We start from the raw sequence: 25,064 nt of genomic DNA, 5'->3' as shown, positions 1-25,064 counted from the left end.
TCGTCCGCGAGGGTGCGCAGTTGTACGGGTAATACAGCGTGTCGCCGTACAAACACGCGCGCTCGCGGGGATGTGATCAGGAGCCGCCCTTGATCCCGACGGCGTGGCGCAGTTGCTCCAGGAACTGGTCGGCGTCGTCGCTGCGCACGATGTAGTGCGAGATCGCGATCCGGATAACGGTCGCGGCGCGCACCGCGGCGTTGGGCCCGGAGAGGTGTCGTTGCAGGCCGTCGCGCATCTGCGGGATGACGCGGCCGAACTGGGCGATGGTGTGCTCGGGTTCGACGTCGACCATGCGCACGCCGGAGTACGAATGCTGATACTCAACGATGAAGCGCAGCACGGCGTCGAGCTTGTCGGCTCCTTTCAGCCCCGCGGTGGCCTGGACCAGGCCGCTCTCGAAGCTCTGCCGCTCGTATTGCGAAAACGCCGACAGCAATTCCTCTTTGGAGGCGAACCAGCGGTACAGCGTGGGACGCGAGACGCCCGCCTGGGCGGCCACCTCGGACAGGCTGAGCTTCGTCTTGCCGTTGCGGCCGAGAACCTCGGCGGTGGCGTCGAGGATGCGCTGACGCGTTGAGGTGTCGATGTCCGCGGCTGGGGCCGGGTGGCTCATAGGAGAAACTTTACGAAGTATCGCGAGCGTGTCACTGTTTTTTCGCTTCCCGGCCAGGGCGCCCTCGCACCAGCACGCATTGTTGAATGGCGCCGACCGCGCCCCCCTCGTCAAAAAGGGTGCCGACCGTGGTCCCGATTCCGTCCGGCCCGTAGCTTGTCTCCGCGCGAATGCCGATCCACTCGCCGTCGGGGATCCGGAACACGTGCACCGCCAGGTCGGTGTTGAGGAACGTCCACTTGGTGATGTCCAGCTTGCTGCCGATGCCGTTGGCGCAGTCGGCCACCGCGAACAGTCGCTCGAGCGGGGTCATGGCCTCGCCCTTCACGAGGTCGACGGTCGGTTTGATCCAGGATTCGCCCGGACCCTCGCTCAGCGGTTCGGTCAGCCACAGCCAGTCCAGGCTGTGCACGTAGTTGCGATCCCAGTCCCTCGCCTTGAGGTTGCGGTCGCGGGCCTCGGCCCGCGGTCGGGGCAGGGGAGTCGCGGCGTGAGCCAGCGTCTGGGTGTCCAGGTGCTGCAACCGCCACCCGCTGGCGCGCGCCACCGCCCGGGGTTCGCCATCGGGCCCCGGCGCCAGCATCTCGGCGGTGACGAGTTCGATTTGCTTCCCGCCCCGCTGCACTCGCGAGCTGACCCACAGGTCGCCCTCGGCCGGCACCCCGCCCAGCAGGTCGATGACGACCCGGCCGAGGCGGGTGTCGTCGCGCTGGTCGCAGCGTTCCAGCGCCCGGACCAACAGCGCCGACACCGGGCCGCCGTGCTGAATGGCGGCCGACCAGGTGCCGCGCGCCAAATCGGTCGCCGCGAACTTTTCGCCCCGCGGGTCGGCGTCATCGATCAGCTCGTAATAGGAGTCGGTCATGTCTGCCTTCCGGGTGTCAGGGTAGGCCCGCGCCGGGGGTGTCGACCGTCACCGCGTCCACCTGGGAGAGCCGGGTGCCGATCAGTCGCTGGGGATACGCGTCGGTGCTCGACAGCAGAAACAGCGTGCGGCGCGCGGGGCCGCCGAACGCGCACGCGATCGCCACGCGCTCGCCCATGTCGATGCGGTCGGTCACGGCGCCGCCCTCGGTGATCCGCTCGAATTGGTGCGCCAGCGTCATGGACGCCCACACCCCGCCGTCGGCGTCCAGCGCGATGCCGTCGGGCGGCCCGTCCAGGCCGTCGGCGAAAACCCGGCGGCCGCTCAGCCCGCCGTCGTCGCCGATGGTGAACGCGGTCAGCCGCCGCCCCGTCGACTCGGCGACGATCAGCGTCTTCCGGTCCGGCGTGATCACCATGCCGTTGGGGAAGTCGAGGTCTTCCGCCGCGATGGTGGCTGTGTCGTCGGCGTCGAGGCGGATGATCGCGCCGCCGGAAAACGCCTGGCAGCCGATGTAGGCGCCCCCGGCGTCGTCGACGACCATGTCGCCCAGGTTGACCGGCGTCAGGGCGGCGAGGTCGGCGACGGCCTCGACGGTTTCGCCGTCGTAGCGCAGCACCTGCCGGTCCTCGGTCGAGGCGATCAGCAGGGACCCGTCGGGGCGAAACCCTAGGCCCGAGGGGGAGCGCCCGGGCACCGCCACCGTGGTCACCGAGCCCCGCATGTCCACGGTGTGCACGGCCTCACCCAGCATGTCGGAGAACCACAGCAGTCCTTCGAACCAGCGCGGGCCCTCGCCGAAGCAGAACCCCTTGGCCAACGGCTCCGGGATCATCCGCTCAGGCCTTTACAAAACATCGGAAAAGTGTCACGTACGACGTGCGTCGGTGTCAATCTCGCCCAGCTCGCGCGCGACGGCCGCGTGGTAGGCGTCGATCCGCGCCGGGTTGGCCTGCTGAAAGAGGGCGTCGGGCAAGGGCGCGTGCTTGTACGCCTCGATCGTCATGGTTCTGGAGAACAGCGTGACGTCCTGGCCGGGCCTGGTGAACCTGTAGGTGACGGTAATCCGGCCCTCCATCCCGCCCTCGCCCCGGCGGTCGTGGCCGAGGCGACCCACCGAGTTGAACACGAACAGCGTGGGCCGGTCGGCGATGGCCAGCTGCCAGCTGAAGATGCGCTCGCCGTCGGGGCCGGCCTCCTCCCAGGTGTCGCCAACCTTCAACGGGAGCTCCGGCAATTTGCCGATGTGCGCGCTGCCGGGATAGGTCTTCGTCCAGTTGGCCGGATTGGTGACGAAGTCGTACACCGCCTCGGCGGAATGGGTGAAGGCCGTCTCCGAAGTGCTCGTCACGATGCCCAATTGCGTCGCTCCCTGCGTCTGTTAGCCAAGCTTTACAAATCCTACTCAAAGTGTCACGCTGAGCCCTGAGCTGCGAGCGCGGAGGTGGAGCGGATTTGACCAAGGCTTCTGAGGAATCCGAGCAGATCGAGTGGACGGTGCAGGGTCTGCTGGACCTGTTTGACGTGCGCCCCGACGGGCAGGACCGCTTCACCGGAGACACCGGGATCGCCGTCGGCGACGAACGGCAGGTCGTGGAGGGCACCCAGGTGCTGGCGCAGGCGATTGTCGCGGTGGCCAAACGATTCCCGGACAAGTCGGTGCGTTCTGCTCACGCGGTGTTCTCCCGCGCCGTGACGGTCGGTCCGCCGATCGAACTCGTCCTCGACGTGGTGGCCGAGGGCCGGTCGACGGCGACCGCCGTGGTCGCCGTGCATCAGAACGGACGGCGCTGCCTGAGCATCACCGTGCTGGCCGACGTCCCGACCGGCGACGTCATCCGTCACCACCTGCCGCGCCCCGAGGTGGCCCCGCCGGCGGATGCCAACCACTCGCCGATGCCGATGGTCGGGCGGGAGCTGCGCCTGGTCGACGTCGTCGACGTCAACAGCCCCGACGAGGTCGGACCGCCCGAGCTGTATGCGTGGCTGCACTATGACCCGATCCCGACCCGGGACGACCTCGCCAAGGCGCTGCTCGCCTACTTCACCGGGCACCTGGGCATCTCGACGACCATGCGGGCGCACCCGGGCATCGGCACCAGCCAGGCGCACCTGACCGTGTCCACCGCACCGATGAGCATCTCGGTCGCGTTCCACGAGCCCGTGAGCTGGGCGGGGTGGCTGCTCTACAGCCACGAGAGCACGCAGGTCGGCGCGGGAATGTCGTACGTGCGCGGCACGGTGCACAGCGAGGAGGGAGAGCTGCTGGCCTCCTTCGCCCAGGAGGCGCTGATCCGTCCGTTGCGCACCAGCGACACGGCGATCGATTCGCGCGCGCGGTTCTAGCGGTTCAGGACCCATTCGATGCGCTTCACCATCACCCACCCGATGCACAGCCATCCGTACAACCCGGAGCTGGTCGGCGGTGACGGCATCGGCAAGGTGGCCGCGGCCGCCGAAGCGGCGGGCATCCACGGTTTCGGCTTCACCGACCACCCGGCGCCGTCGCAGCGTTGGCTCGAGGCGGGCGGGCACGACGCCGTAGATCCTTTTGTCGCTTTGGGTTTCGCGGCGGCGAGGACGACCACGCTGCGCCTGATTCCCAACATCGTGGTGCTGCCGTATCGAAACCCGTTCGTGGTGGCCAAGTCCGGCGCCACGCTGGACCTGCTCTCGGGTGGCCGGTTCACGCTCGCGGTGGGCGTGGGCTACCTGAAGCGCGAATTCGCGGCGCTGGGCGTGAGCTACGACGAGCGGGCCGAGCTGTTTGACGAGGCGCTGCAGGTGATCCGGGCGATCTGGACCGAAGACGATATCTCGTTCGAGGGCAAGCATTTCAGCGCCAAGGGCATCACCGCGCACCCCAGGCCGGTGAGCCCTCCGCCGATCTGGATAGGCGGCAACACCACAACCGCCCGCCAGCGCGTCGCCCAGTACGGCGACGGCTGGTGCCCGTTTCCCGCCCCGCCGCAGCTGGCCCAGACCGCGGGCACCGCGGTCATTGACTCCGTCGAGCGCCTCACCGAGGGCATCGACGACTTGCGCCGTCGCTGCGACGCGGCGGGGCGCGACTGGTCGGCCATCGACATCACCTTCGGCAACTTCGAGGGCGGCAGCCCCGCTACCGACGACTTCAACGCCGACGCATACCTCGGCGGCCTGGAAAAGCTTGCGGCCGTGGGCGTGACGTGGGTCGGCGTCCACCTGCCGGGCGACAGCATCGCGCATGCGCTCGAGACCCTCGATCGGTTCCGCACGCTCGTGATCGACGCGATGTAGATGGACTTCTCAGCCGTCGAGCTCAGCGCCGAGGACCAGGAATTCCTTGAGGAAACCCGGGCCTTCATCGCGAAGCACGTCACCGACGAAGTGCTGCGCCGCCAGCGCGAGTTCGGGGAAAACTTCGACGAGCAGGTGCATCTGGCGCTGGGCGAGGCCGGCTACCTGGCCTCGGATTGGCGGCCGGAGTCCGAGGGCGGATTCAGCGCCGTCCGCCGGCGCATCTTTCATCTCGAGATCGCCCGCGCCCACACGCCTTGGTACCACTGGGGAACCACGTCCGTGGTCGCGCGGCTGGTGCAGCAGTTCGGCGCTCCCGAGCTCGCCGACCGGGTCCTGCGCGGCGTGCTGTCCGGCGAGATCCGGCTGTGCCTGGGATACACCGAGCCCGAGGGCGGATCCGACGTCGCCACCTGCAAGACCCGCGCGGCGTGGGACGGGTCTGCGTGGATCATCAACGGCTCCAAGATGTTCACCTCCAATGCGCAGAACGCCCGGTACGTCTTCCTGCTCACCAACACCGATCCGCAGGGCCGGAAACACAAGAACCTGACCATGTTTCTGGTGCCGCTGGATTCGCCGGGCATCGAGATTCAACCCATCCGCACCCTGGACGGCGACCGCACCAACATCGTGTTCTACAGCGACGTGCGCGTCGACGACCTCTACCGAATCGGCGAGGTCAACGGCGGCTGGACGGTGATGCGGGCGGCGCTGGACTCCGAACACGGCATGGTCGACCCGGAAGACCATGGCCTGCAATACGTTGCGGCGATGTCGGCGCACGGCGACATCATGGCCGAGGTGGTCGACACGGTCGCGGCGCTCGTCGCGCAGGTGGACGACGCGTCGGTGAAATACCGGCTCGGACGGGCCGTCGCGCGGATGGAGGCGGCGCTGTCCACGCCCGGGATGTTCGGGCGCGTCGCGATCGCGCAGACGATGCGCGACATCTCCCCGGATTTGATGGACCTCCTGGGACCGGCCTCCGCGCTGCCCGCCGAGACGCAGGGCTCCGCGAGTGACGGTGCGGCCGAACACCTTTACCGGCTGGCGCTGCCGCTCGGCATCTACGGCGGCACCCTCGAGGTGTTCCGCAACATGATCGCCCAGCACACGCTGAAGCTCGGGCGTCCTAGCTACGGCGGGTGAGTGGCAGCTCGGCTTCAATCTGGACGCGGGCGTCGTCGAAACTGAAAAAGCCCTTGATGGGCAGGCTTTCGGGCGGCGGGTCCTCATAGCTCCACGCGACGTCGTCGACATCGGCCGTGGACCAGTACGTGGCGTAACCCTTGTAGTTGCAGTAGCTCGACGTGTCCGATCGCCGCAGCAGCTCGGTGCGCACGTGCGCGGGGGCGACATAGAGGCGGGGATCCAGCGCGGTCTCGAACAGGATCACCGTGTCGTCCGTGTCCACCAGCGTGCTGCCGCCCACCGAGACGCGCAGGCGGCGCTTCGTCGGGCGGCAGTCGACGCGGTGGTAGGGGTTCGGCGGATAGTGGACGAGCCTGCGGCCCTCCTCCGGCCAGGTGTCGACCGCGTCCCACGGCACCCGGACGAAACCCGGCGCCTCGGGTTCCGGCTCGGCCGGTAGGTCGCCGACCTCGTCGGCCGGGAAGGCGTAGCTGAGTGGTTGACCCGGCCGGTGCACCATCAGGGCCTTTTCGGTGTCGATCACCGGGCGGCCATTGACGAAGGCCTGCACGCGTCGGGGGTGTGGCTCGAGGTAGACCACACCGGCGGGGACCGGCGCGGAAAACCTGCCGGCCGGATCGCCGCTGAGCGGACCGCGCCCGGCAACCAGACTCATGGTGCGAGGCTAGACCGTGCGCCGGCGTTGCGTCGTATCCGAATGTCCGCCGACCGCTTCCCGGGCGCCCCGGCGTCGGTGGTGACGCGCACCCGGACGGGTCGGCCGGTGTCGGCGTCGACGAACAACAGGGGCGCCGGGCCGTCCTGCAGATAGGCGTCGCCCCACTGCACGAGGGACATGAACACGGGCAGTAAGTCCTCGCCGGCCTCGGTCAACCGGTACTCGTCGCGGCCGCGGCTTCCCGGTTCACGATAGGGGACGCGTGAAACGATGCCCGCCGCCTCGAGCTGTTTGAGCGCCCGCGACGCCGCCGGCGCCGACGTTCCGATCCGCTCTACGAAATCCTCGAAGCGCGTTGTGCCGAAGAATAATTCGCGAACGACCTGGAACGCTGTCTTGGTGCTGAGCAACTCGAGAACCTTCGACATCGAACAGGCCTCGCCGATCGACCACTCCTGTCGGTCTTGCAGTCGCTTCTCGAACTCCATCGGAAATCCCCTTGACTAACGCTTGCGTTATCCAGCTGTGCGTGCTTACATCTTACTAACGCCATCGTTACTCAGCAAGGAGGCAAAGGATGCCATCGGATCAGCTGTTCCTCGTCACCGCCGCCACCGGCAACACCGGAGCGCCCACCGTAAAAATCCTGCTCGATGCGGGCCAACGGGTCCGCGCCTTCGTGCACCGCGTTGACCACCGGTCCGACGAACTGGCCGCCCTCGGTGCCGAGATCGTCGCGGGTGACCTGCTCGATTTCCGCTCGGTCAGCTCGGCCATGGCCGGTGTCGACGCCGCGTACTTCTGCTACCCGATCGCCCCGGGCACCCTGCTTCCCGCCACCGCGATCTTTGCCCAGGCCGCCAGCGAGGCCGGCGTCGACGCCGTGGTCAACATGTCGCAGATATCCGCTCGCCGGGACGCGAAAAGCAATGCAGCCCAGCAGCATTGGCTGGCCGAGCGGCTGCTCGATCGCGCCGCCTTCAAAACCACCCACCTCCGGCCGACCTTCTTCGCCGAATGGCTGAAATGGCAATGGCAGCGCAACGCCAACGACGGCGTCCTGCGCCTCCCGTTCGGCACCGGCCGACATGCCCCCATCTCCGGGCTCGACCAAGCCCGGGTGATCGCGGCCGTTTTGCAAAATCCCGCGCCGCACGACCGCCAGGTCTATCCGCTCGTCGGCGACCACGAACTCGACCACTACGGCATCGCCCAGGAAATCGCCGACGCGCTCGGCATCCCGGTGCGCTACGAGCCGGTCGAGGTCCCGGCCTTTGCGGCCGCCCTCACCGCCCAGGGCCGGACCGACTTCTTCGTCCAACACATCAGCAGCGTCGCCCAGGACTATCAGGACGGGATTTTCGCCGGCGAGAACAATCTCGTCGATGTCATCAGCGGCCACAAGCCGATGACCGTCGCCGACTACGTCAACGCGAACCGCGCCGAGTTCGACCACGACGGCCCGTTCGCGGCGCGCGACCAACGACTGGCGAGCTGACTCGCGCTCGATGAGGGTGTCGGGCGTTACGTGAGCCTTCGCGGAAAGCCGAAAACTCGGGTGGATTCTGCGTACGCTGCGGTTGGTCGATGTGCCGACGGCGCAACGGGAGGCAGCGATGTCGTATCTGGCGGCGGCCCCCGACTTCCTGGTGCTGGCGGCATCGGATCTGTCCGAGATCGGCTCGGGGCTGGCCGCGGCGAACGCGGCGGCGACGGCCCCGATCACCGCGATGGCGCCTGCCGCCGGTGATGAGATATCCGCGGCCATAACAAGAGTCTTTGCCGGCCAGGCGCGGGCCTTCCAGGCGCTCGGCGGCCAGGCCGCGGCATTTCATGCCCAGTTCGTGCAGGCGTTGGTCGGCGCGGGCGCCGCATATATGGCCGCCGAGGCGGCCAGCGTGCCGTCGTTGCAGACCGTGGAGCAAGACTTTTTGGCGGTGATCAACACACCCACCAATTTGTTGTTCGGGCGCCCGTTGATCGGTGACGGTGCCAACGGGACGGCGGCCCACCCCGACGGCGGGGCCGGCGGGTTTTTGCTCGGCAACGGCGGCAACGGTTTTTCGCAAACAGGCAACGCCGGCGTGGCCGGGGGCGCGGGCGGGGCCGCCGGGTTGGTCGGCAACGGCGGCCTCGGCGGAGCCGGTGGCGCCGGCGCAGCGGGCGGGGCGGGCGGACCCGGCGGCTACATCTACGGCAACGGTGGCGGTGGCGGCAACGGCGGCGTCGCCTTGCGGGACGCCGGTGTCAACGCCTTCACCGGCGGCACGGGCGGAGTCGGCGGGGCCGCGGGTCTATGGGGCACCGGGGGGAGCGGCGGGCAGGGCGGCAGCGCCGGACCCAACACTGCGACGCTGTCCGCCGGCCAAACCACACCCATCGTCCTGAACGGCGGCAATGGCGGCGACGGCGGACGTGGCGGGTGGATTCACGGTCAGGGTGGGGCTGGCGGGCAAGGGGGGATCGGCAGCCCCGTCGGCAGCCCCGGCGGAAACGTGAACCTCACCGTGGGTTCGAGCTTTACGCTCCTGAACAACACCCCCGGAGGTACTAACGTCGCGTTCATTCCCATCACCAATATCAATAGCCTGAGTCCTTCGGGCGCGATCATGGCTACCGGCGACACGGTCCAAGTGACGATCACATTCACGGGCGGCAATACCAGCGGTACTGTCATATTCCAAGCCAACCCCCTTGTTGCCGGGACCACGGGCCGGGCCGGCCTCCCCGGACCCAACGGCTACCTCTAGGGACGGCGACCGGGACGCTGATTAGGGTGCAAGCCATGGCCGGACCGGTGGAAGGCATCAAAGTCGTCGAGCTCGGGGTCTGGGTCGCGGGACCCGCGGCCGCCGGCATCCTGGCCGACTGGGGCGCCGACGTGATCAAGATCGAGCCGCCGGCCGGCGACCCGGGGCGCATGTTCGGCCGGATGCTGGGCTGCGATCTCGGGGTCAACCCGCCGTTCGAAATGGACAACCGGTCCAAGCGCAGCATCGTCCTGGACCTCACCACCGCGACGGATCGCGACACCGCGCTCGAATTGCTTTCCGACGCAGACGTTTTCATCACCAACGTGCGTCCGGGGGCGTTGCAGCGTCTTGGCCTGGATTACGCGACGCTGTCCGCCCGCAACGCCCGCCTCGTCTACGGCCTGATCACCGGGTACGGCGAGACCGGGCCCGACGCCGACCGCGCCGCCTACGACATCGCGGCGTTCTGGGCCCGCGCCGGCCTGGCGCACCTGCTCACCCGGCCCGGCGACACCCCGCCCTTTCAGCGGGGCGGCATGGGCGACCACTCGGCCGGCATGACCCTGGCCGCCGCCGTGTGCGCGGCGCTGGTCGCCCGGGATCGCACCGGCGCGGGCCAACTGGTGACCACCTCGCTGTACCGCCAGGGCGCCTACACCGTCAGCTTCGACCTGAACACCTACCTGCTGACCGGCCAACCGATCGCCGTTGGACAACGCGAGCAGATGGGCAACCCGGCCATGAACAACTACGCGGCGGGCGACGGCCGGCGGTTCTGGATCGTCGGGCTCGACGTCGACCGGCACTGGCCGCCACTGTGTCGCGCCGTCGGCCGCCCCGAGTGGCTGGACGATCCCCGATTCGCCGACGCCCGGGCCCGCGCCGCCAACGCCGCGGCGCTCGTCGCCGAGCTGGACGGGATCTTCGCGACCAAGTCGCTCGACGAGTGGGCGGAGGTCTTCGCGGGAGAACCCGACTTCTTCTGGTCGCCCGTCAACGCGCTCGAGGACGTGGTGGCCGACGAGCAGTTTCACGCCGCGGGCGGCCTGGTCGACGTGCCGGACGGCGCCCAAGCGGGAGCCGCCGTCACCATGGTGGCCACGCCGGCGGACTTCCACGGCACGCCGTGGGCGCCGCGCTCCGTGGCGCCGGAACTTGGTCAGCACACCGACGAGGTGCTGGCCGAGCTCAAGGCGCGGCGGGAGTCCTGAACCCGGCCGGGCGCCTTTACAAATTTCGCTCGAAGTGTCACGCTGTCCGGTGACAACAGCCCACCACGAGCGCCGCAGGAAACGCCAACGATGGTCACTCCAACGTTCGACATCAGCCACCACCGCCGGGTCGGCGCCGCACGAATGATCCGCGCCGACGGCGAACCCCTGCGGTACCGGCTGGACGTCGTCGCGGCCAGCGCCGCCGACGTCGTGCAATCGGCCGGGGGCTGGCTCTACGACCGGGTGATGGCCGGTTGGGAGGTGACCGCGCTGCTGCCGAACGGCGGCGATGCCCGCGCGCTGCGGATCCTCGGCGTGCAGGCATTCGACGGCGAGGCGCGCCCGGACCTGGCCGCCTCTAGGAGCCAGAGCCTGGCGGTCAGCGCCGAGGCGTTCGCCGCCGACGCGCGGGTGCGGGAAAAGGTGCTCGAGTCGCTGGGCGACCGGTGGACCGAGGTGGCGCTGTGGGGTGACGGCTGGCCCCTGGGTGTCGACCGCGCGATGACCCGGACGCAGCACGTGCTCAGCGCGGCGGCCCGCCGATTCAAGGGCTATGCCCTCGCGGCGGCCGGATTGGCTTGCGATTCAGTCGATCCCACCGAGCCGCTGCTGTGCGACATGGCGGCCTACTCGCGGCTCTCTTAACCCATGAAGAAGTACTACGGCCACACACTGCTCTACCTGCACGAGACCATCTCACTCGGATCAGGGCGAAGCGACGCCTTCACCGAAACCTTCAGCGGCACCTACCAGCCGATGATGGACGAGCTGGGCGCCCGGCTGTTCGCCATCTGGGAGACCACCCCGTACAACGGCCACTGGCCACAGGTCACGATCATCTGGGAAATCGACGGGTTCGCCGACTACGCCCGGATCGGCGCCGCCCAGGCGCGCGGCGGCAGCCACGAGGTCGCGGCCGGCAAGTGGTCGGAGTTCCTGGCCGGCGTCGGCGCCTCGGGCGAGGGCCGAATCATGTACCCGGGGCCGAGCAACAAGACGCTGACCCAGCTGCGCGAGGCGAATTTCGCTGCGCCGCTGGTGATTCAGGAGATCATGCAGACCAAGCCGGGCCGTCAGGACGATTACATCCGCGAGCTGGAGCGCCTCTACGTCCCCTGGTCGGAGCGCACCGGCAAGCGATGGCTGGGTTCGTTCACCACGACCTTCCGCTACAACGAGGTCATCCACTACTGGGCGCTGGACGGCGGCTGGGAGTGCTTCGCCAACCACTACCCGTCGTTCAAGGAGAACCCGCCCGCCGAGCTCGTCACCTGGATGAGCGTGGCGCCGGCCCTGCGCGACGGCTGGGAGGACTCGATCCTGCAGGCCCTACCCCCCTCGCCACTGCAGTGAGCTTTTCGTACGACCCGTTCGACGCAGAAGTAATGGCAAACCCGTTGCCGTACTACCGAATTCTGCGCGACGAGCACCCGGTCTACTACATGCCGCAGTGGGACACCTACGCGCTGTCCCGCTTCGAGGACATCTGGCAGGTGCTCGAGGTCAACGACGGAACGTTCGTCGCGACGGAAGGCACGTTGCCCGCGGCGTCGGTGCTGGCTCAGCACAACGACGGGCCGCTCGACGACCCGCCGCTGCACCCGCTGCCGTTTCACGCCGTCTTCGACACCGATCTGTACGCCGAGATCCGGCGCGCGCATTCGGCGCCATTGCGCCCGCGGTCGGTCGCCGGCCTGGAGGCCCGAATTCGCACCCTGGCCAACGAGCGCCTCGACGAGCTGCTGCCGCGGGGCTCCTTCGACCTGACCCAGGAGTACGGCGGCATCGTCGCGGCATCGATGGTGTGCGGATTGCTGGGCCTGCCAGACGATTTCGCACCGCAGGTGTTGGCCGCGGTCAACGCCGGCAGCCTGGCCGAGCCCGGCGAGGGCGTCGACACCGCGCAGGCACGGCCCAACTACCTCGAATACCTCACACCGGTGGTCGAGGGCCGCCGGGCCGACTCCTCCGGCGATGCCCTCCCGGTTGTTGACGGCCTGCTGGGCTACCGGTTGCCCGACGGCAGCGCCCTGTCCGACGTCGAGGTCGCCACCCAGATGCTGTGCATCTTCATCGGCGGGACCGAGACGGTGCCCAAGATCGTCGCCCACGGGCTGTGGGAACTCAGCCGGCGGCCCGACCAGATGGCCGCGGTCTACGCCGACCCCGCCACCAACGTGCCGATCGCACGCGAGGAGATGATCCGCTACTGCGCGCCGGCGCAATGGTTCGCCCGAACGGCGCGCAAGCCGTACACAATTCACGGCCAGACGATCGAGCCGGGCCAGCGCATCATCACCCTGCTCGCGTCGGCGAGCCGCGACGAGCGGGAGTACGAGAACCCCGACGAATTCGTCTGGAACCGGCCCATCCGCCGTGTGCTCGCGTTCGGCCGCGGCCAACACTTCTGCATCGGCTACCATTTGGCCCGGCTGGAAATCGATGTGCTGCTGGCCGAATGGCTGCGGCGGGTGCCGGACTTCGCGATCCGGGGCGACGCCGCGACCCGGCTGCCGTCCAGCTTTCAGTGGGGATGGAACAAGATCCCGGTGGAGGTCTGACGTGTGGTCCTACCGGATCGTCGCCCCCTACCAGTTCGAGCGGACGACGATTCCCGACAAGACGCCCGAGCAGCTGGCCGACGGCCAAGTGCTGCTGCGGTTTTCGGCCGCCGGCGTCTGTGGCAGCGACCTGCCGGCCTTCCGCGGCAACAGGGGCCGGCTTCCGGGTGACGACGGGCGCAGCGCCGCCGAGAAGGACGGGTTCCCGATCCACGAGGTGGCCGGCGAGGTGATCGCCAGCCGTCACCCGGATCACCGCCCGGGCGACCGAGTGGTGGGCTGGGCATCCGGGTTCGACGGCCTGATGGAACGCGTGATCAGCGACGGCAACATGCTGGCGCCGTACGACCCGGCGCTCAGCCCGGCGGAGGCGATCGGCCTGCAACCGCTGGCCTGCGTCCTGTATGCGTGCGAACAGCTGCCCGACCTGGCCGGCCGGCACGTGGCGATCATCGGCCAGGGCTCGATCGGCCTGCTGTTCTCCTACGTCGCCAAGGCGACGGGCGCCCGCCGCGTCACCGGCGTCGACCCAGTCGATCGCACCAGCCACGCAACGGCATTCGGCGTCGACGACCCGGTGCGCGCCACCAGCGACCGCTGGGTGAGCCAGCTGGCCCCCGCCGACCGCGCCGACGTCGTCATCGAAGCCGTCGGGCACCAGGTGGCCACCCTGGGGCACGCCATCGAAGCTACCGCCCCCGGCGGCACCGTGTTCTATTTCGGCGTGGCCGACGACGAGGCCTACCCGATCAGCATGCGCCTGATGCTGCGCAACAACCTGACGCTGAAATCCGGTGTCACCCTGGACCGGCGGCGGGTCCTGGACGCGGCCGCCAAGTTCGCCGACGAGCACCCCGGGCTGCTCGGCACCTACCTCACCCACACCTTCGGCGCCCAAGACGTCCGCGACGTGCAGGGCGCCTTCGACCTGGCCTGCCGGCCCGCGCCCGAGCGCATCAAGATCGCGATCGCCCAATGAGCGTCTTCGACGGCGACCGATCCCCTATCTGGGGCGGCTGGATCACGGGACCCACGCTGCTCGGCCCGGAGGAATTCGCGAGGGCCGGTTATGATTACGTCGGTTTCGACGCCCAGCACGGTTACATCGACGACGCGGACATCGCCGGCATGCTGCGGCGCCTCGAGCACGTGCCGATCGGCACGGCGGTGCGGCTGCCCAACGCCGACGCGGCGCCGATCGGGCGGGTGGCCGACGCCGGCGCCGACGCCGTCGTCATCGCGATGATCGAGTCGGCTGACGAGGCGGCCGCCGCGGTGGCCGCCACCCGCTACCCGCCGGCGGGCGTCCGCAGCTTCGGCCCGCTGCGCGCCAGCCTGGGCCACGACCCGGCCACGTTGGAGTCCCGGGTCAGCGTGTTCGCGATGATCGAGACCGCGGCGGCGCTGTCCGGCCTCGACGAGATCTGCGCCGTCGACGGGCTGGCCGGGCTGTACATCGGGCCGGCCGACCTGGCCCTGTCGATGGGCGTGGACGTCGTTGGCGCGACCAAACATCCGGCGCTGCTCGACGCGATAGGCCGGATCCATCGCGCCGCCACCGAGGCGGGCCTGATCACCGGCATCCACGCGGGCGACGGCAAGACGGGCCGAGCGATGGCGGCGCTGGGCATCCGGATGATCACCCTGGCCGCCGAATCGCAGGCCCTGCGGCGTGGCGCGGCCGAACACCTGCGCGAGGCTCGCGAACAGTGACCGAGACCGCGATACGCGAACTCATTGCCGCCTACGCGCTGGCGCTGGACGCCGGCAACGGGGATGAATGCGTGCAACTCTTCACCGCGGACGCCCAATTCCTGGTCTATGGAAGGTCTTTCGACGGGCATGACGCGATCCGCAAAATGTTTCAGGACGCGCCACGCGGGCTGCATCTGACCGGGGTCTCGCACATCGAGGTTCACGACAACACCGCCACTGCCCGGTCGCAGGTGCTGTTCGTCCGCGCGGGTGACCTGCACCTGAGGCCCGCCCTCTACGACGACGAGCTGGTCCGCGTGGACGGCCGCTGGCGCTTTTCGCGCCGGCGGTGCCAATTCGTCACCAGCCGTGGCCTGTCCGACAGCCCGGAGGTGCCGTCATCGTGAGTCAACGCGTCGCACTGGTGACCGGCGCCGCCGGCGGACAGGGCTGGGCCATGGCCCAGCGGCTGCGCTCGGCCGGCCATGCGGTGGCCGCCTGCGACCGACGCGCCGACGAGCTGGCCGCCGCGGTAGGCGAATTGGGCGACGACGGGATCATCGGGGTCCCGCTCGACGTCACCTCGCCGGCGCAGTGGGAGGCGGCCGTCCACACGGTGACCGAGCGCTTCGGCGCGCTGACCGCGCTGGTCAACAACGCCGGCGCACTGCACCGCGCCTCGCTGGCCGACGAGACGGCCGAGGGCTTCGAAAGTGCCTGGCGCGTCAACTGTTTCGGCGCCTTCCTCGGTATCCAGGCGACGCTGCCGCAGCTGCGTGCGACGAAGAACGCCGCGATCGTCAACATCTGCAGCACCGGGGCGATCCGGCCCTTCCCGCGGCACAGCGCCTACGGCTCCTCCAAATGGGCGCTGCGCGGCCTGACCCAAAACGCCGCGGCCGAGCTGGCCCCGTTCGGCATCCGGGTCAACGCGGTGTTTCCCGGCCCCATCGCCACCCCGATGCTCGACGACGCCACCCAGCTGCGGCTGGCCGCGTCGTCGGCGTTCGGGCGGATCGGCCAACCGGGTGAGATCGCCGACGCGGTGGCATTCCTGGTGTCCGAGGAGGCGTCGTTCATCACCGGCGCCGAACTCGTCGTCGACGGTGGGCAATGCCTGCAGATCCGATGAGCCTGTCGGTCGGCATCATCGGTGCCGGGCCCGGCGGCATGGCCCTGGGAATCCTGTTGTCCCAAGCCGGCTTCGGTGACTTCACCATCTTCGACCGCGAGGACGACGTCGGGGGCACCTGGCTGATCAACACGTATCCGGGGCTGGCGTGCGACGTCAAGTCGCACCTGTACTCCTACTCGTTCGACCTGAACTCGGACTGGTCGCGGCTGTGGCCCGCGCAGCCCGAGATCCTGGAGTACTTCCAGCGGTGCGCCGACAAGTACGGCCTGCGCCCCCACCTGCGGCTGCGCACCGAAATCGTCTCGGCGCGTTGGGAGGAAGACGCCCAGCGGTGGTGCCTGACCACGGCGGCCGGCGAACGGCACCACTTCAACGTCGTGGTGTCCGCCGTGGGGCTGTTCACCCGGCCCCTGTTCCCGGAGCTGGCGCAGGAGGAGCCGTTCACGGGCACGCTGATGCACTCGTCCCGATGGGATCATTCGGTCCCGCTCGAGGGCGCGCGGGTCGCCGTCCTGGGCACCGGGTCGACGGCCTCGCAACTGCTTCCGGAGTTGGCCAAGGTGGCCGACAAGGTCTACTCGGTGCAACGGTCACCCACCTGGATCCTGCCCAAGCCGGACCGACCCTACACCGAACGGGAGCGCTGGCTTTTCGCCCACATACCGTTCGCCAAGAAGCTCTACCGCACGCGGCTGTGGCTGCGCAGCGAATCCAATATCTCGGTGATCGAGCACGGCAGCGAAAAGACCGAGGAGTTCAAGGCGATCGCGCTGGGCATGCTCGAAAAGGCCGTCGCCGACGAGGAATTGCGCCGCAAGCTGACCCCCGACCATCCGATGGGCTGCAAGCGGCTGGTGTTCTCCTCGGACTACCTGCCCGCTCTGACCCGCCCCAACGTCGAGGTGCTCAGCAGCCCCGCGCGCTGCCTGCGCGCGCGCAGCCTCGTCACCGAGGACGGCACCGAACGCGACGTCGACGTCGTGGTGTGCGCGACGGGCTACGCCGCGGCCGATTACCTGGGCGAGCTCGACGTGTCCGGCGAGGGCGGGACGACGCTGCGCGAGGTGTGGCGCGACGGGGCCCACGCGTATTTCGGCATGGCCGTCCCCGGCTTCCCGAACTTCTTCATGCTGTACGGGCCGAACACCAACGTCGGTTCGAACAGCGTGATCTTCATGCTCGAAGCCCAGGCGCGCTACATCGTTCGGGCGCTGAAACACATGCGGCGCCGGGGCAAGACGTACGTCGCGGTGCGCCCCGCCGCGCTGGCGGCGTTCGTCGCCAAGGTCGACCGGTGGATGGTCGGCACGGTGTGGACCACCCAGTGCAGCAACTACTTCCGCGCCCCCAACGGGCGCGTGGTGACGCAGTGGCCGCGCAGCGCGCGTAGCTTCTGGGGAATGACGCGCAGATTCAGGCCCGCCGACTTCACTTTCCAGGCCCCGGCCGAATGACGGACCCCTACGGTGTGGACGGCTTCGCACGGCTGGATCCCGCCCTACAAGCCGTCGCGACGACGCGAACCGACTTCTCGGCGCAGTCGATCGCGCTCATTCGCGAACCGTTCGACCAGCGCCGCCGGGAGGCCGCCCAACGCACCGACGCCCAGGGCGTCCGGATCGCCGACGACGTCGTGGCGACCGAATCCGGCGGCGTGCCGGTGCGCATCTACCGTGGCGGCGAGGCGGATCCGACGGCGCCGGTTCCGGTACTCATCTACTGCCACGCCGGCGGCTTCGCGCTGGGCAACCTGGACACCGATCACCGGCAGTGCGTCGAGCTGGCACGGCGCGGCCGATGCACGGTGGTGTCCGTCGACTACCGGCTGGCGCCGGAGCACCCCTACCCGGCCGCGCTCGACGATGCGGTCGCGGTGCTGCGCTGGGTGGCCGCCACCGCGACGGAACTCGGCGTGGACGCGGCGCGCCTGGCGGTCGGGGGCAGCAGCGCCGGCGCCGCCCTGGCGGCGTGCCTGGCGCACGGCGCCGCCGACGGGTCGCTGCCCGCCGTCGTGTTCCAGCTGCTGCACCAGCCGGTGCTGGACGATCGCGAGACCGCGTCCAAGGCCGAGTTCTGCACCAGCCCCGCCTTCGACAGCGAGGCGGCGGAGCTGATGTGGCGCCACTACCTGGGTCCGGCCGCCGGACCGTCGGCCGCGGTGCCCGCCCGCCGATCCCAATTCGCCGGCCTGCCACCGGCTTTGATCACCTGCGCGGAGATCGATCCCTTCCGCGACGAAGCCGTCGACTACGCGCTGCAGCTGTTGCGCGCCGGGGTCTCCGCCGAGCTGCACGTGTTCCCGCGGGCCTGTCACGGCTTCGATTCGCTGCTGCCGGACTGGTCGGACTCCGAGCGGTTGTTCGCCCTGCAGGGCCAGGCCCTGCGGCGCGGGTGGCCCAGCTGATCGACCTAGGATGGCACGGATGCCGTACTGCGATTACCCGATTGCTGCCGAGGACTGCGACGGCGCCTTCACCGTCGACGCGTCACGGGTGACCTTCGGGCGCGGATGCCTCGCGGAGGTGGGCGATAGGGCGCGCGCCCTCGGGCTGCGGCGGGTGGCGTTGTTCACCGACGCCGGCGTCGCCGGGCTGCCCGTCTTCGCCACGACGCACGACTCGCTCGTCGCGGCCGGGCTGGACGTCGTCACCTACACCGACGTCCACGTCGAACCCACCGACGCGTCCTTTTCCGACGCGGCCCGCTTCGCGCGGGAGTGCAACCCCGACGGCTACGTGTCGCTGGGCGGCGGATCCGTGATCGACACCTGCAAGGCCGCCAACCTCTACGCAACCCATCCCGCCGACTTCCTCACCTATGTCAATGCGCCGATCGGCGAGAGCAAGCCCATACCCGGCCCGCTTAAGCCGCACCTCGCCTGCCCCACCACGGCCGGCACCGGCAGCGAGGTGACCGGCATCGCGATCTTCGACCTGGTGTCGTTGAAGGCCAAGACCGGCATCGCCTCTCACACGCTGCGCCCCACCGAGGCCCTCGTCGACCCCGACTGCACTGCGAGCCTGCCCCCCGAGGTCGTCGCCTCGGCGGGCCTTGACGTGCTGTCCCACGCCCTCGAGTCCTACACCGCGCGACCCTACGTGCGGCGGCGCGCCCCCGACCGACCCAGCCAGCGGCCGATGAGCCAGGGCGCCAACCCGTGGAGCGACCTGGGTTGCCGCGAGGCGCTGCGCCTGCTGGGACGGTATCTGGAGCGCGCGACGCACGACGCCTCCGACAGCGAGGCCCGCGAGCAAATGATGTGGGCCGCAACGCTTGCCGGCATCGCGTTCGGCAATGCCGGCGTCCACGCGCCGCACGGCATGGCTTACGCGGTGGCGGGTTTGGTGCGTGACTTCCGTCCCACGGGTTACCCGCCCGACGAGCCGCTGGTGCCGCACGGCATGGCCGTCATCCTCAACGCGCCGTCGTCGTTCCGCTTCACCGCGCAGGCGAACCCGGAGCGGCACCTGGAGGGGGCGTGGCTGCTCGGCGCCGAGACGCGGGGCGCCGGCGCCGAGGACGCCGGCGAGGTGCTCGCCGACGAACTCATCCGGATCATGCGCGCGGTGGGCATGCCGAACGGGCTGGGCGGCGTGGGCTACACCGAAGACGACGCGACCGCCCTGACCGAGGGCGCCTATCCCCAGCAGCGCCTGCTGCAGAACGCCCCGCGGGAGATGACGAAACCGGTTCTGGGGGACCTGTTTCGGCAGGCCATGCGGTACTGGTAGACCATGGCCTCGACTCCGTCGGAGAACCTCACCAGCGCCGACTTCCCCGTGCTTTGGCCGGTGGGAACCCGGTGGGCCGACAACGACATGTTCGGCCACCTCAACAACGCGGTCTACTACCAACTGTTCGACACCGCGATCAACGCGTGGATCAACACCAGCGTCGGGATCGACCCGCTCGCCACGCCCGCGCTGGGCATCGTCGCCGAGTCGGGCTGCCGCTACTTCTCCGAGCTGCATTTCCCGGAGGGCCTCACGGTGGGCCTCGCGGTGACGCGCCTCGGCCGCAGCAGCGTCACGTACCGGCTCGGCGTATTCCGCGGCGACAACGGCGAACCGCAACCGATCACCGCGCTGGGGCACTGGGTGCACGTCTACGTCGATCGGACCAGCCGCAAGCCGGTGCCGATCCCCGACGCCATCCGCTCGCTGCTGGCGACAGCCAGCGTGGATTAATAGCGCGGCCGGTCGCCCGATAGGCTTGCGCGATGCCAGTTTTGAGCAAGACTGTCGAGGTCAGTGCCAACGCCGCGGCGATCATGGGCATCGTCGGCGATTTCGAGCGCTACCCGGAGTGGAACGAGGAGATCAAGGGCCTATGGGTGCTCGCCCGCTACGACGACGGGCGGCCCAGCCAGGTGCGGCTCGACGCCGATTACCAAGGCATGCAGGCCACGTTCATCCAGGCGATCTATTACCCGGGGGAAAACCAGATCCAGACCGTCCTGCAGCAGGGCGACCTGTTCTCCAAGCAGGAGCAGCTGTTCAGCGTCGTGGAAACCGGGGCGGCGAGCCTGCTGACGGTGGACATGGACGTGGAGACGACGCTGCCGGTCCCCGCGCCGATGGTGAAGTCGCTCGCCGGCAACGTGCTCGACCATCTCGCCGAGAACCTCAAGCAGCGCGCCGAGCAGCTGGGCTAGATCGTGGCGACCCGCTTCGCCCGGCTGACCGCCCTCGCGATCGCCACGGGCAGCAACTAGCTCAGTCGAAGCTTCCGGCCCGGTTCAGCATCACGGTCAGCCGGGCCGCCGCGTCGGTGAACTGCCAGACGGTGTGCTCTATGACGGCGTCCGCGTCGCGTCGGCGCAGCGCCGCAATCAACTCCCGGTGGTGGGCGACGGTGGCCGCGCCCCATTCCGGATCCGCCGCGTACACCTCCGCCGGCATGTAGCGCGCGGCGTTAAGCAGGAACCAGGACAGCTTGATCCGGCCGCTGGCCTGGTTGAAGACGCGATGGAATGCGAACTCGATGCCCGCGATGGTGGTGGGCTCGCTGGAGCCGACGGCCGCTTCGAGTGCTTTGTTGATGCGGTCCAGCTCGTCGATCTCGGCGTCGGTGATGTGGTCGGTTGCCGCGGCGGCCAGCTGCTGGGCGATCGTCGATTGCAGCCAGAAGATGTCCTCGATGTCCTGCCGGCTCAGCGGCAGCACGACATGGCCGCGGTGCGGTTCCAGCTGCACCATGCCCTCGCCGCGGAGCTTCAGCAGGGCCTCGCGCACCGGCGTGACGCTGACCCCCAGCTCGGCCGCGGTCTCGTCGAGGCGGATGAACGTGCCCGGGCGCAACGTCCCGGACATGATCGCCGCGCGGAGGTGGGCCGCAACCTCGTCGGAAAGCTGCGCCCGGCGCAGGGGCCGCCGGGTCCTCGGCTTGGTCGACATCGGTGCGTTCACGCGGGCTGCCAGGGCTTTCGCGGGATGGGCGGGTCTTGGGCTGGTCTTGTCTGGTCTTGTCAGAGCGGCACTAAAGCCATAATGTGACCCACGTAACACCAAGTTTTATCAAATATCAAGCTGGCGCAAGCGGTGCCTGAGGTAAAGGGGAGACAGCAGTTGACCGCGCAATTGGCCAATCTGACCCGGGCCACCGAGCAGCCGTACCTGGCCCGGCGGCAGAACTGGGTCAACCAATTGGAGCGGCACGCGCTGATGCAACCGAACGCGACGGCGCTGCGGTTCCTCGGCAGCACGGTCACCTGGCAGGGCCTGCACGACCGGGTGACCGCGCTGGCCGATGCGCTGAGTCGCCGGGGCGTCGGCTTCGGCGACCGGGTCATGATCCTGATGCTCAACCGCCCCGAATTCGTCGAGTCGGTCCTGGCCGTCAACTCGCTGGGCGCCATCGCGGTCCCGCTCAACTTCCGGCTCACCTCGGCCGAGATCGTCTTCCTGGTCGAGGACTGCGAGGCCCGGGTGCTGATCACCGAATCGGTGCTCGCCCCGGTGGCCACCGGGGTGCGCGACATCCAGCCGATGCTCGACACCATCGTGGTCGCCGGTGGCTCGACGGACGAAGGGTTGTTCGGCTACGAGGACCTCATCAAGGAGCCGGGTGATGAGCGCGAGCGGGTCGACATCCCGAACGATTCGCCCGCGCTGATCATGTACACCTCGGGCACCACCGGCCGGCCCAAGGGCGCGGTGCTGACCCACGCCAACCTGACCGGCCAGACGATGACCGGCCTGTACACCATGGGCGCCGATATAAATAGCGACGTCGGTTTCGTCGGCGTCCCGTTCTTCCACATCGCGGGCGTCGGCAACATGCTGACGTCGATGTTGCTCGGTGTGCCGACCGTGATCTACCCGCTGGGGGCGTTCGAACCGGGCCAGCTGCTCGACGTGCTGGCGGGGGAGAAGGTCACCGGACTGTTCCTGGTTCCGGCGCAGTGGCAGGCGGTGTGCGCGGAGCAGCGGGCGCGCCCCCGCGATCTGAGGTTGCGGGTCATGTCGTGGGGGGCCGCCCCGGCGACGGACGCGCTGCTGCGGGAGATGTCGGCGACGTTCCCCGGGACCCAGATATTGGCCGCCTTCGGCCAGACCGAGATGTCGCCCGTCACCTGCATGCTGCTCGGCGAAGACGCGATCCGGAAGCGCGGCTCGGTGGGCAAGGTGATCCCCACGGTCAGCGCGCGGGTGGTCGACGAGAACATGAACGACGTCCCCGTCGGCGAGGTCGGCGAAATCGTGTACCGCGCACCGACATTGATGAGCGGCTACTGGAACAACCCCCAGGCCACCGCGGAGGCCTTCGCGGGTGGTTGGTTCCACTCCGGGGACCTGGTCCGGATGGACGAGGACGGCTACGTCTGGGTGGTGGACCGCAAGAAGGACATGATCATCTCCGGCGGCGAGAACATCTACTGCGCGGAGGTCGAGAACGTTCTCGCCGGCCATCCCCAGATCGTCGAAGTCGCCGTCATCGGCCAGGCCCACGAGAAGTGGGGCGAGGTGCCCATCGCGGTTGCTGCGGTCACCGGCGAGGCGCTGCGGCTGGAGGACTTGCAAGAGTTCCTGGCCGAGCGTCTCGCGCGGTACAAGCATCCGAAGGCGCTCGAGATCGTCGATGCACTGCCGCGCAATCCGGCCGGAAAGGTGCTCAAAACTGAGCTACGGGTTCGCTACGGGGCCGTCAATATGAGCGAAAGCGGTTCCGCAGCAAGGGATTTAACCATGCGAGGGGAAGGCTGATGGCAACTGTAACGTTTGCCCGCTGTTGACGAAGGGTTAATTGTGCGGATGCAGTTCACACGCTCAAGGCCATCGGGTACATTCCTGTGGTCTCCGTTACTACTTGCGGGTAGGGAGCCGATGGTCACAGACACATGGTCGGGGCGAGCTGGGGGTGCCCCCGACCGCGGGACGGAGAGGGGGCGGCGCGTGCGACTCGTTTCGCTGCGGACCCCCGGGGCACACGAGGTCGAGGTGAGGGGGAGCCGGTGACTTCGACGACGGATCGTCCACACCTGGTCGGCTACCTGCGCGACCAGTTGGAGACGCCGCTGACGCTCATCGGCGGGTTCTTCCGGATGTGTGTTCTCACCGGTAAGGCGCTGTTCCGCTGGCCTTTCCAATGGCGCGAATTCGTCCTCCAGTGCTGGTTCATCATGCGGGTGGCTTTCCTGCCGACCATCTTCGTCTCGATCCCGCTGACCGTGCTGCTGATCTTCACCCTCAACGTGCTGCTGGCCCAGTTCGGCGCCGCGGACCTGTCCGGTGCCGGCGCCGCCATCGGCGCGGTCACCCAGCTCGGGCCGCTGACCACGGTGCTGGTGGTCGCCGGCGCCGGATCCACCGCGATCTGCGCGGACCTGGGTGCGCGCACCATCCGCGAGGAGATCGACGCGATGGAGGTGCTCGGCATCGACCCCATCCACCGCCTGGTGGTGCCCCGGGTGATCGCCGCGACCCTGGTCGCCACGCTGCTCAACGGGCTGGTGATCACCGTCGGGCTGGTGGGCGGCTACCTGTTCGGGGTGTACCTGCAGAACGTGTCGGGCGGGGCCTACCTCGCGACCCTGACCACCATCACGGGCCTGCCGGAGGTGGTCATCGCGACGGTCAAGGCCGCCATGTTCGGGCTCATCGCCGGCCTGGTCGGCTGTTTCCGCGGGCTGACCGTGCGCGGCGGCTCCAAGGGCCTGGGCACCGCCGTCAACGAAACCGTGGTGCTGTGCGTGGTCGCGCTGTACGCGGTCAACGTGGTGCTGACCACCATCGGCGTCCGATTCGGAACGGGGCGCTGACATGTCGACCGGTGCCGTGTTGCGCGCCCGCTTTCCGCGGGCCGCCGAGAACGTCAACCGCTACGGGGGCGCCTTCGGCCGGGGGCTCGACGACATCGGGCAGATGGCCTGGTTCGGCGTGGTGGCCCTCGGGCACATCCCGCACGCGCTGCGCAACTACCGCAAGGAGACCCTGCGGCTCATCGCCCAGATCGGCATGGGCACCGGCGCGATGGCCGTCGTCGGCGGCACCGTGGCGATCGTCGGCTTCGTGACCCTGTCCGGTAGTTCCCTGGTCGCCATCCAGGGGTTCGCCTCGCTGGGCAACATCGGCGTCGAGGCGTTCACCGGCTTCTTCGCCGCGCTGATCAACGTGCGCATCGCCGCGCCCGTCGTCACCGGCATCTCGATGGCCGCCACGGTCGGCGCCGGCGCCACCGCGGAGTTGGGGGCCATGCGGATCAGCGAGGAAATCGACGCGCTGGAAGTGATGGGCATCAAGTCGATTTCGTTCCTGGCGACCACGCGCATCATGGCCGGGCTGGTGGTGATCATCCCGCTCTACTCGCTGGCGATGATCATGTCGTTCCTGTCCCCGCAGATCACCACGACGGTGCTCTACGGCCAGTCGCACGGCACCTACGAGCACTACTTCCGGACGTTCCTGCGCCCCGACGACGTGTTCTGGTCGTTCGTGGAGGCCATCCTCATCACGGCCGTCGTGATGATCACCCACTGCTTCTACGGATACAACGCCGGCGGCGGGCCCGTCGGCGTGGGCGAGGCCGTCGGCCGGTCGATGCGCTTCTCGCTGGTGTCGGTCCAGGTTGTCGTTTTGGCCGCCGCGTTGGCGCTCTACGGCGTCAACCCCAACTTCGCATTGACGGTGTAGCC

Annotated in this window: 27 protein-coding genes and 1 pseudogene; 21 read left to right on the top strand and 7 right to left on the bottom strand. The window is 69.0% G+C overall.

The genetic code is table 11. The annotated features are described in order from the left end of the window. Positions 1–76 precede the first annotated feature (76 nt). From AC5Y4S_RS16515 to AC5Y4S_RS16500, 4 genes are read right to left on the bottom strand one after another with little or no spacing between them, the layout of a single operon-like run. On the bottom strand, positions 77–616 hold the full coding sequence (locus AC5Y4S_RS16515; protein WP_500033766.1) for a TetR/AcrR family transcriptional regulator: 540 nt from the start codon (positions 614–616) through the stop codon (positions 77–79). Between the two features lie 31 nt (positions 617–647). Next, positions 648–1,481, bottom strand: coding sequence for a thioesterase family protein (locus AC5Y4S_RS16510; protein ID WP_500033765.1), 834 nt, complete (start codon positions 1,479–1,481; stop codon positions 648–650). Positions 1,482–1,497: 16 nt separating this feature from the next. Beyond that, a complete protein-coding gene (locus AC5Y4S_RS16505) occupies positions 1,498–2,316 on the bottom strand; it encodes an SMP-30/gluconolactonase/LRE family protein (protein WP_500033764.1) in 819 nt (272 codons plus the stop codon). Between the two features lie 33 nt (positions 2,317–2,349). Further along, complete coding sequence (locus AC5Y4S_RS16500; protein WP_500033763.1) at positions 2,350–2,841, bottom strand: SRPBCC family protein; 492 nt, start codon at positions 2,839–2,841, stop codon at positions 2,350–2,352. 95 nt (positions 2,842–2,936) lie between these two features. On the opposite strand from AC5Y4S_RS16500, the gene AC5Y4S_RS16495 reads away from it, so the two are divergent. Genes AC5Y4S_RS16495 through AC5Y4S_RS16485 form a run of 3 tightly spaced genes read left to right on the top strand, consistent with a single transcriptional unit; the run spans position 2,937 to position 5,912 of the window. Further along, positions 2,937–3,827 (top strand): acyl-CoA thioesterase, encoded by an 891-nt coding sequence (locus AC5Y4S_RS16495; RefSeq protein WP_500033762.1) that lies wholly within the window; start codon positions 2,937–2,939, stop codon positions 3,825–3,827. Between the two features lie 18 nt (positions 3,828–3,845). Next, the gene (locus tag AC5Y4S_RS16490; RefSeq protein ID WP_500033761.1) at positions 3,846–4,760 is read left to right on the top strand and encodes an LLM class F420-dependent oxidoreductase; all 915 of its coding nucleotides are present in this window, start codon (positions 3,846–3,848) and stop codon (positions 4,758–4,760) included. Further along, positions 4,761–5,912 carry an acyl-CoA dehydrogenase family protein gene (locus tag AC5Y4S_RS16485; protein ID WP_500033760.1) on the top strand — a complete coding sequence of 384 codons (1,152 nt, stop codon included), beginning with the start codon at positions 4,761–4,763 and terminating at the stop codon, positions 5,910–5,912. Here the strand turns inward: AC5Y4S_RS16485 and AC5Y4S_RS16480 are convergent. Both AC5Y4S_RS16480 and AC5Y4S_RS16475 read right to left on the bottom strand, forming a co-directional pair. Then, positions 5,896–6,570 carry a DUF427 domain-containing protein gene (locus AC5Y4S_RS16480; RefSeq protein WP_500033759.1) on the bottom strand — a complete coding sequence of 225 codons (675 nt, stop codon included), beginning with the start codon at positions 6,568–6,570 and terminating at the stop codon, positions 5,896–5,898. The genes AC5Y4S_RS16485 and AC5Y4S_RS16480 overlap by 17 nt on opposite strands. After that, positions 6,567–7,061, bottom strand: a complete 495-nt coding sequence (locus AC5Y4S_RS16475; RefSeq protein WP_500033758.1) for a winged helix-turn-helix transcriptional regulator — start codon at positions 7,059–7,061, stop codon at positions 6,567–6,569. The genes AC5Y4S_RS16480 and AC5Y4S_RS16475 overlap by 4 nt, the downstream gene beginning before the upstream one ends. Positions 7,062–7,150: 89 nt before the next feature. On the opposite strand from AC5Y4S_RS16475, the gene AC5Y4S_RS16470 reads away from it, so the two are divergent. From AC5Y4S_RS16470 to AC5Y4S_RS16400, 15 genes and pseudogenes are all read left to right on the top strand, one after another. Next, positions 7,151–8,071: an NAD(P)H-binding protein gene (locus AC5Y4S_RS16470; RefSeq protein WP_500033757.1), complete on the top strand. Its 921-nt coding sequence runs from the start codon at positions 7,151–7,153 to the stop codon at positions 8,069–8,071. Positions 8,072–8,189: 118 nt separating this feature from the next. Then, positions 8,190–9,065: pseudogene (locus tag AC5Y4S_RS16465) on the top strand (PE family protein); the annotation flags it as partial. Between the two features lie 293 nt (positions 9,066–9,358). Beyond that, complete coding sequence (locus AC5Y4S_RS16460; protein WP_500033756.1) at positions 9,359–10,537, top strand: CaiB/BaiF CoA transferase family protein; 1,179 nt, start codon at positions 9,359–9,361, stop codon at positions 10,535–10,537. Positions 10,538–10,627: 90 nt separating this feature from the next. Next, entirely contained in the window at positions 10,628–11,185 is a 558-nt protein-coding gene (locus AC5Y4S_RS16455) for a hypothetical protein (RefSeq protein ID WP_500033755.1), read from the top strand. A gap of 3 nt (positions 11,186–11,188) precedes the next feature. Next, the gene (locus AC5Y4S_RS16450) at positions 11,189–11,893 is read left to right on the top strand and encodes an NIPSNAP family protein (protein WP_500033754.1); all 705 of its coding nucleotides are present in this window, start codon (positions 11,189–11,191) and stop codon (positions 11,891–11,893) included. Beyond that, a complete protein-coding gene (locus AC5Y4S_RS16445) occupies positions 11,890–13,101 on the top strand; it encodes a cytochrome P450 (protein WP_500033753.1) in 1,212 nt (403 codons plus the stop codon). Before AC5Y4S_RS16450 ends, AC5Y4S_RS16445 begins: the two co-directional genes overlap by 4 nt. 1 nt (position 13,102) lies before the next feature. Next, on the top strand, positions 13,103–14,080 hold the full coding sequence (locus tag AC5Y4S_RS16440; protein WP_500033752.1) for a zinc-binding dehydrogenase: 978 nt from the start codon (positions 13,103–13,105) through the stop codon (positions 14,078–14,080). Further along, on the top strand, positions 14,077–14,814 hold the full coding sequence (locus AC5Y4S_RS16435; RefSeq protein WP_500033751.1) for an HpcH/HpaI aldolase family protein: 738 nt from the start codon (positions 14,077–14,079) through the stop codon (positions 14,812–14,814). The genes AC5Y4S_RS16440 and AC5Y4S_RS16435 overlap by 4 nt, the downstream gene beginning before the upstream one ends. Next, positions 14,811–15,203 carry a nuclear transport factor 2 family protein gene (locus AC5Y4S_RS16430; RefSeq protein ID WP_500033750.1) on the top strand — a complete coding sequence of 131 codons (393 nt, stop codon included), beginning with the start codon at positions 14,811–14,813 and terminating at the stop codon, positions 15,201–15,203. Before AC5Y4S_RS16435 ends, AC5Y4S_RS16430 begins: the two co-directional genes overlap by 4 nt. Beyond that, positions 15,200–15,928: an SDR family NAD(P)-dependent oxidoreductase gene (locus tag AC5Y4S_RS16425; protein ID WP_500033749.1), complete on the top strand. Its 729-nt coding sequence runs from the start codon at positions 15,200–15,202 to the stop codon at positions 15,926–15,928. The genes AC5Y4S_RS16430 and AC5Y4S_RS16425 overlap by 4 nt, the downstream gene beginning before the upstream one ends. Then, complete coding sequence (locus AC5Y4S_RS16420) at positions 15,910–17,385, top strand: flavin-containing monooxygenase (RefSeq protein ID WP_500033748.1); 1,476 nt, start codon at positions 15,910–15,912, stop codon at positions 17,383–17,385. The genes AC5Y4S_RS16425 and AC5Y4S_RS16420 overlap by 19 nt, the downstream gene beginning before the upstream one ends. Continuing rightward, positions 17,382–18,335 (top strand): alpha/beta hydrolase, encoded by a 954-nt coding sequence (locus AC5Y4S_RS16415; RefSeq protein ID WP_500033747.1) that lies wholly within the window; start codon positions 17,382–17,384, stop codon positions 18,333–18,335. Before AC5Y4S_RS16420 ends, AC5Y4S_RS16415 begins: the two co-directional genes overlap by 4 nt. A gap of 19 nt (positions 18,336–18,354) precedes the next feature. Next, positions 18,355–19,662 (top strand): hydroxyacid-oxoacid transhydrogenase, encoded by a 1,308-nt coding sequence (locus AC5Y4S_RS16410; RefSeq protein ID WP_500033746.1) that lies wholly within the window; start codon positions 18,355–18,357, stop codon positions 19,660–19,662. A gap of 3 nt (positions 19,663–19,665) precedes the next feature. Next, positions 19,666–20,118 carry an acyl-CoA thioesterase gene (locus AC5Y4S_RS16405; protein WP_500033745.1) on the top strand — a complete coding sequence of 151 codons (453 nt, stop codon included), beginning with the start codon at positions 19,666–19,668 and terminating at the stop codon, positions 20,116–20,118. Between the two features lie 32 nt (positions 20,119–20,150). Continuing rightward, positions 20,151–20,585 (top strand): SRPBCC family protein, encoded by a 435-nt coding sequence (locus tag AC5Y4S_RS16400; protein ID WP_500033744.1) that lies wholly within the window; start codon positions 20,151–20,153, stop codon positions 20,583–20,585. Between the two features lie 61 nt (positions 20,586–20,646). On the opposite strand, the gene AC5Y4S_RS16395 is transcribed toward AC5Y4S_RS16400, so the two are convergent. Continuing rightward, positions 20,647–21,327: a GntR family transcriptional regulator gene (locus AC5Y4S_RS16395; RefSeq protein ID WP_193376385.1), complete on the bottom strand. Its 681-nt coding sequence runs from the start codon at positions 21,325–21,327 to the stop codon at positions 20,647–20,649. Positions 21,328–21,498: 171 nt separating this feature from the next. Here AC5Y4S_RS16395 and fadD5 point away from each other — a divergent pair, with 171 nt between their 5' ends. The 3 genes from fadD5 (at position 21,499) to AC5Y4S_RS16380 (ending at position 25,062) form a co-directional block, all read left to right on the top strand. Then, positions 21,499–23,136, top strand: coding sequence for a fatty-acid--CoA ligase FadD5 (gene fadD5 / locus AC5Y4S_RS16390; RefSeq protein WP_500033743.1), 1,638 nt, complete (start codon positions 21,499–21,501; stop codon positions 23,134–23,136). Positions 23,137–23,384: 248 nt separating this feature from the next. Beyond that, positions 23,385–24,191: an MlaE family ABC transporter permease gene (locus tag AC5Y4S_RS16385; RefSeq protein WP_067157750.1), complete on the top strand. Its 807-nt coding sequence runs from the start codon at positions 23,385–23,387 to the stop codon at positions 24,189–24,191. Between the two features lies 1 nt (position 24,192). Next, complete coding sequence (locus AC5Y4S_RS16380; protein WP_500033742.1) at positions 24,193–25,062, top strand: MlaE family ABC transporter permease; 870 nt, start codon at positions 24,193–24,195, stop codon at positions 25,060–25,062. Positions 25,063–25,064 lie beyond the last annotated feature (2 nt).

Source organism: Mycobacterium sp. NGS64, from assembly GCF_059812245.1.
This window is presented reverse-complemented; position numbering and strand designations above follow the sequence as displayed.

Coding starts and splice junctions, on each gene's coding strand:
- AC5Y4S_RS16400 (WP_500033744.1), top strand. CDS start 20,151: ATGCCAGTTTTGAGCAAGACTGTCGAGGTCAGTGCCAACGCCGCGGCG.
- AC5Y4S_RS16510 (WP_500033765.1), bottom strand. CDS start 1,481: ATGACCGACTCCTATTACGAGCTGATCGATGACGCCGACCCGCGGGGC.
- AC5Y4S_RS16480 (WP_500033759.1), bottom strand. CDS start 6,570: ATGAGTCTGGTTGCCGGGCGCGGTCCGCTCAGCGGCGATCCGGCCGGC.
- AC5Y4S_RS16460 (WP_500033756.1), top strand. CDS start 9,359: ATGGCCGGACCGGTGGAAGGCATCAAAGTCGTCGAGCTCGGGGTCTGG.
- AC5Y4S_RS16470 (WP_500033757.1), top strand. CDS start 7,151: ATGCCATCGGATCAGCTGTTCCTCGTCACCGCCGCCACCGGCAACACC.
- AC5Y4S_RS16395 (WP_193376385.1), bottom strand. CDS start 21,327: ATGTCGACCAAGCCGAGGACCCGGCGGCCCCTGCGCCGGGCGCAGCTT.
- AC5Y4S_RS16435 (WP_500033751.1), top strand. CDS start 14,077: ATGAGCGTCTTCGACGGCGACCGATCCCCTATCTGGGGCGGCTGGATC.
- AC5Y4S_RS16515 (WP_500033766.1), bottom strand. CDS start 616: ATGAGCCACCCGGCCCCAGCCGCGGACATCGACACCTCAACGCGTCAG.
- AC5Y4S_RS16420 (WP_500033748.1), top strand. CDS start 15,910: ATGCCTGCAGATCCGATGAGCCTGTCGGTCGGCATCATCGGTGCCGGG.
- AC5Y4S_RS16475 (WP_500033758.1), bottom strand. CDS start 7,061: ATGGAGTTCGAGAAGCGACTGCAAGACCGACAGGAGTGGTCGATCGGC.
- AC5Y4S_RS16485 (WP_500033760.1), top strand. CDS start 4,761: ATGGACTTCTCAGCCGTCGAGCTCAGCGCCGAGGACCAGGAATTCCTT.
- AC5Y4S_RS16455 (WP_500033755.1), top strand. CDS start 10,628: ATGGTCACTCCAACGTTCGACATCAGCCACCACCGCCGGGTCGGCGCC.
- AC5Y4S_RS16505 (WP_500033764.1), bottom strand. CDS start 2,316: ATGATCCCGGAGCCGTTGGCCAAGGGGTTCTGCTTCGGCGAGGGCCCG.
- AC5Y4S_RS16405 (WP_500033745.1), top strand. CDS start 19,666: ATGGCCTCGACTCCGTCGGAGAACCTCACCAGCGCCGACTTCCCCGTG.
- AC5Y4S_RS16410 (WP_500033746.1), top strand. CDS start 18,355: ATGCCGTACTGCGATTACCCGATTGCTGCCGAGGACTGCGACGGCGCC.
- AC5Y4S_RS16415 (WP_500033747.1), top strand. CDS start 17,382: ATGACGGACCCCTACGGTGTGGACGGCTTCGCACGGCTGGATCCCGCC.
- AC5Y4S_RS16380 (WP_500033742.1), top strand. CDS start 24,193: ATGTCGACCGGTGCCGTGTTGCGCGCCCGCTTTCCGCGGGCCGCCGAG.
- AC5Y4S_RS16450 (WP_500033754.1), top strand. CDS start 11,189: ATGAAGAAGTACTACGGCCACACACTGCTCTACCTGCACGAGACCATC.
- AC5Y4S_RS16490 (WP_500033761.1), top strand. CDS start 3,846: ATGCGCTTCACCATCACCCACCCGATGCACAGCCATCCGTACAACCCG.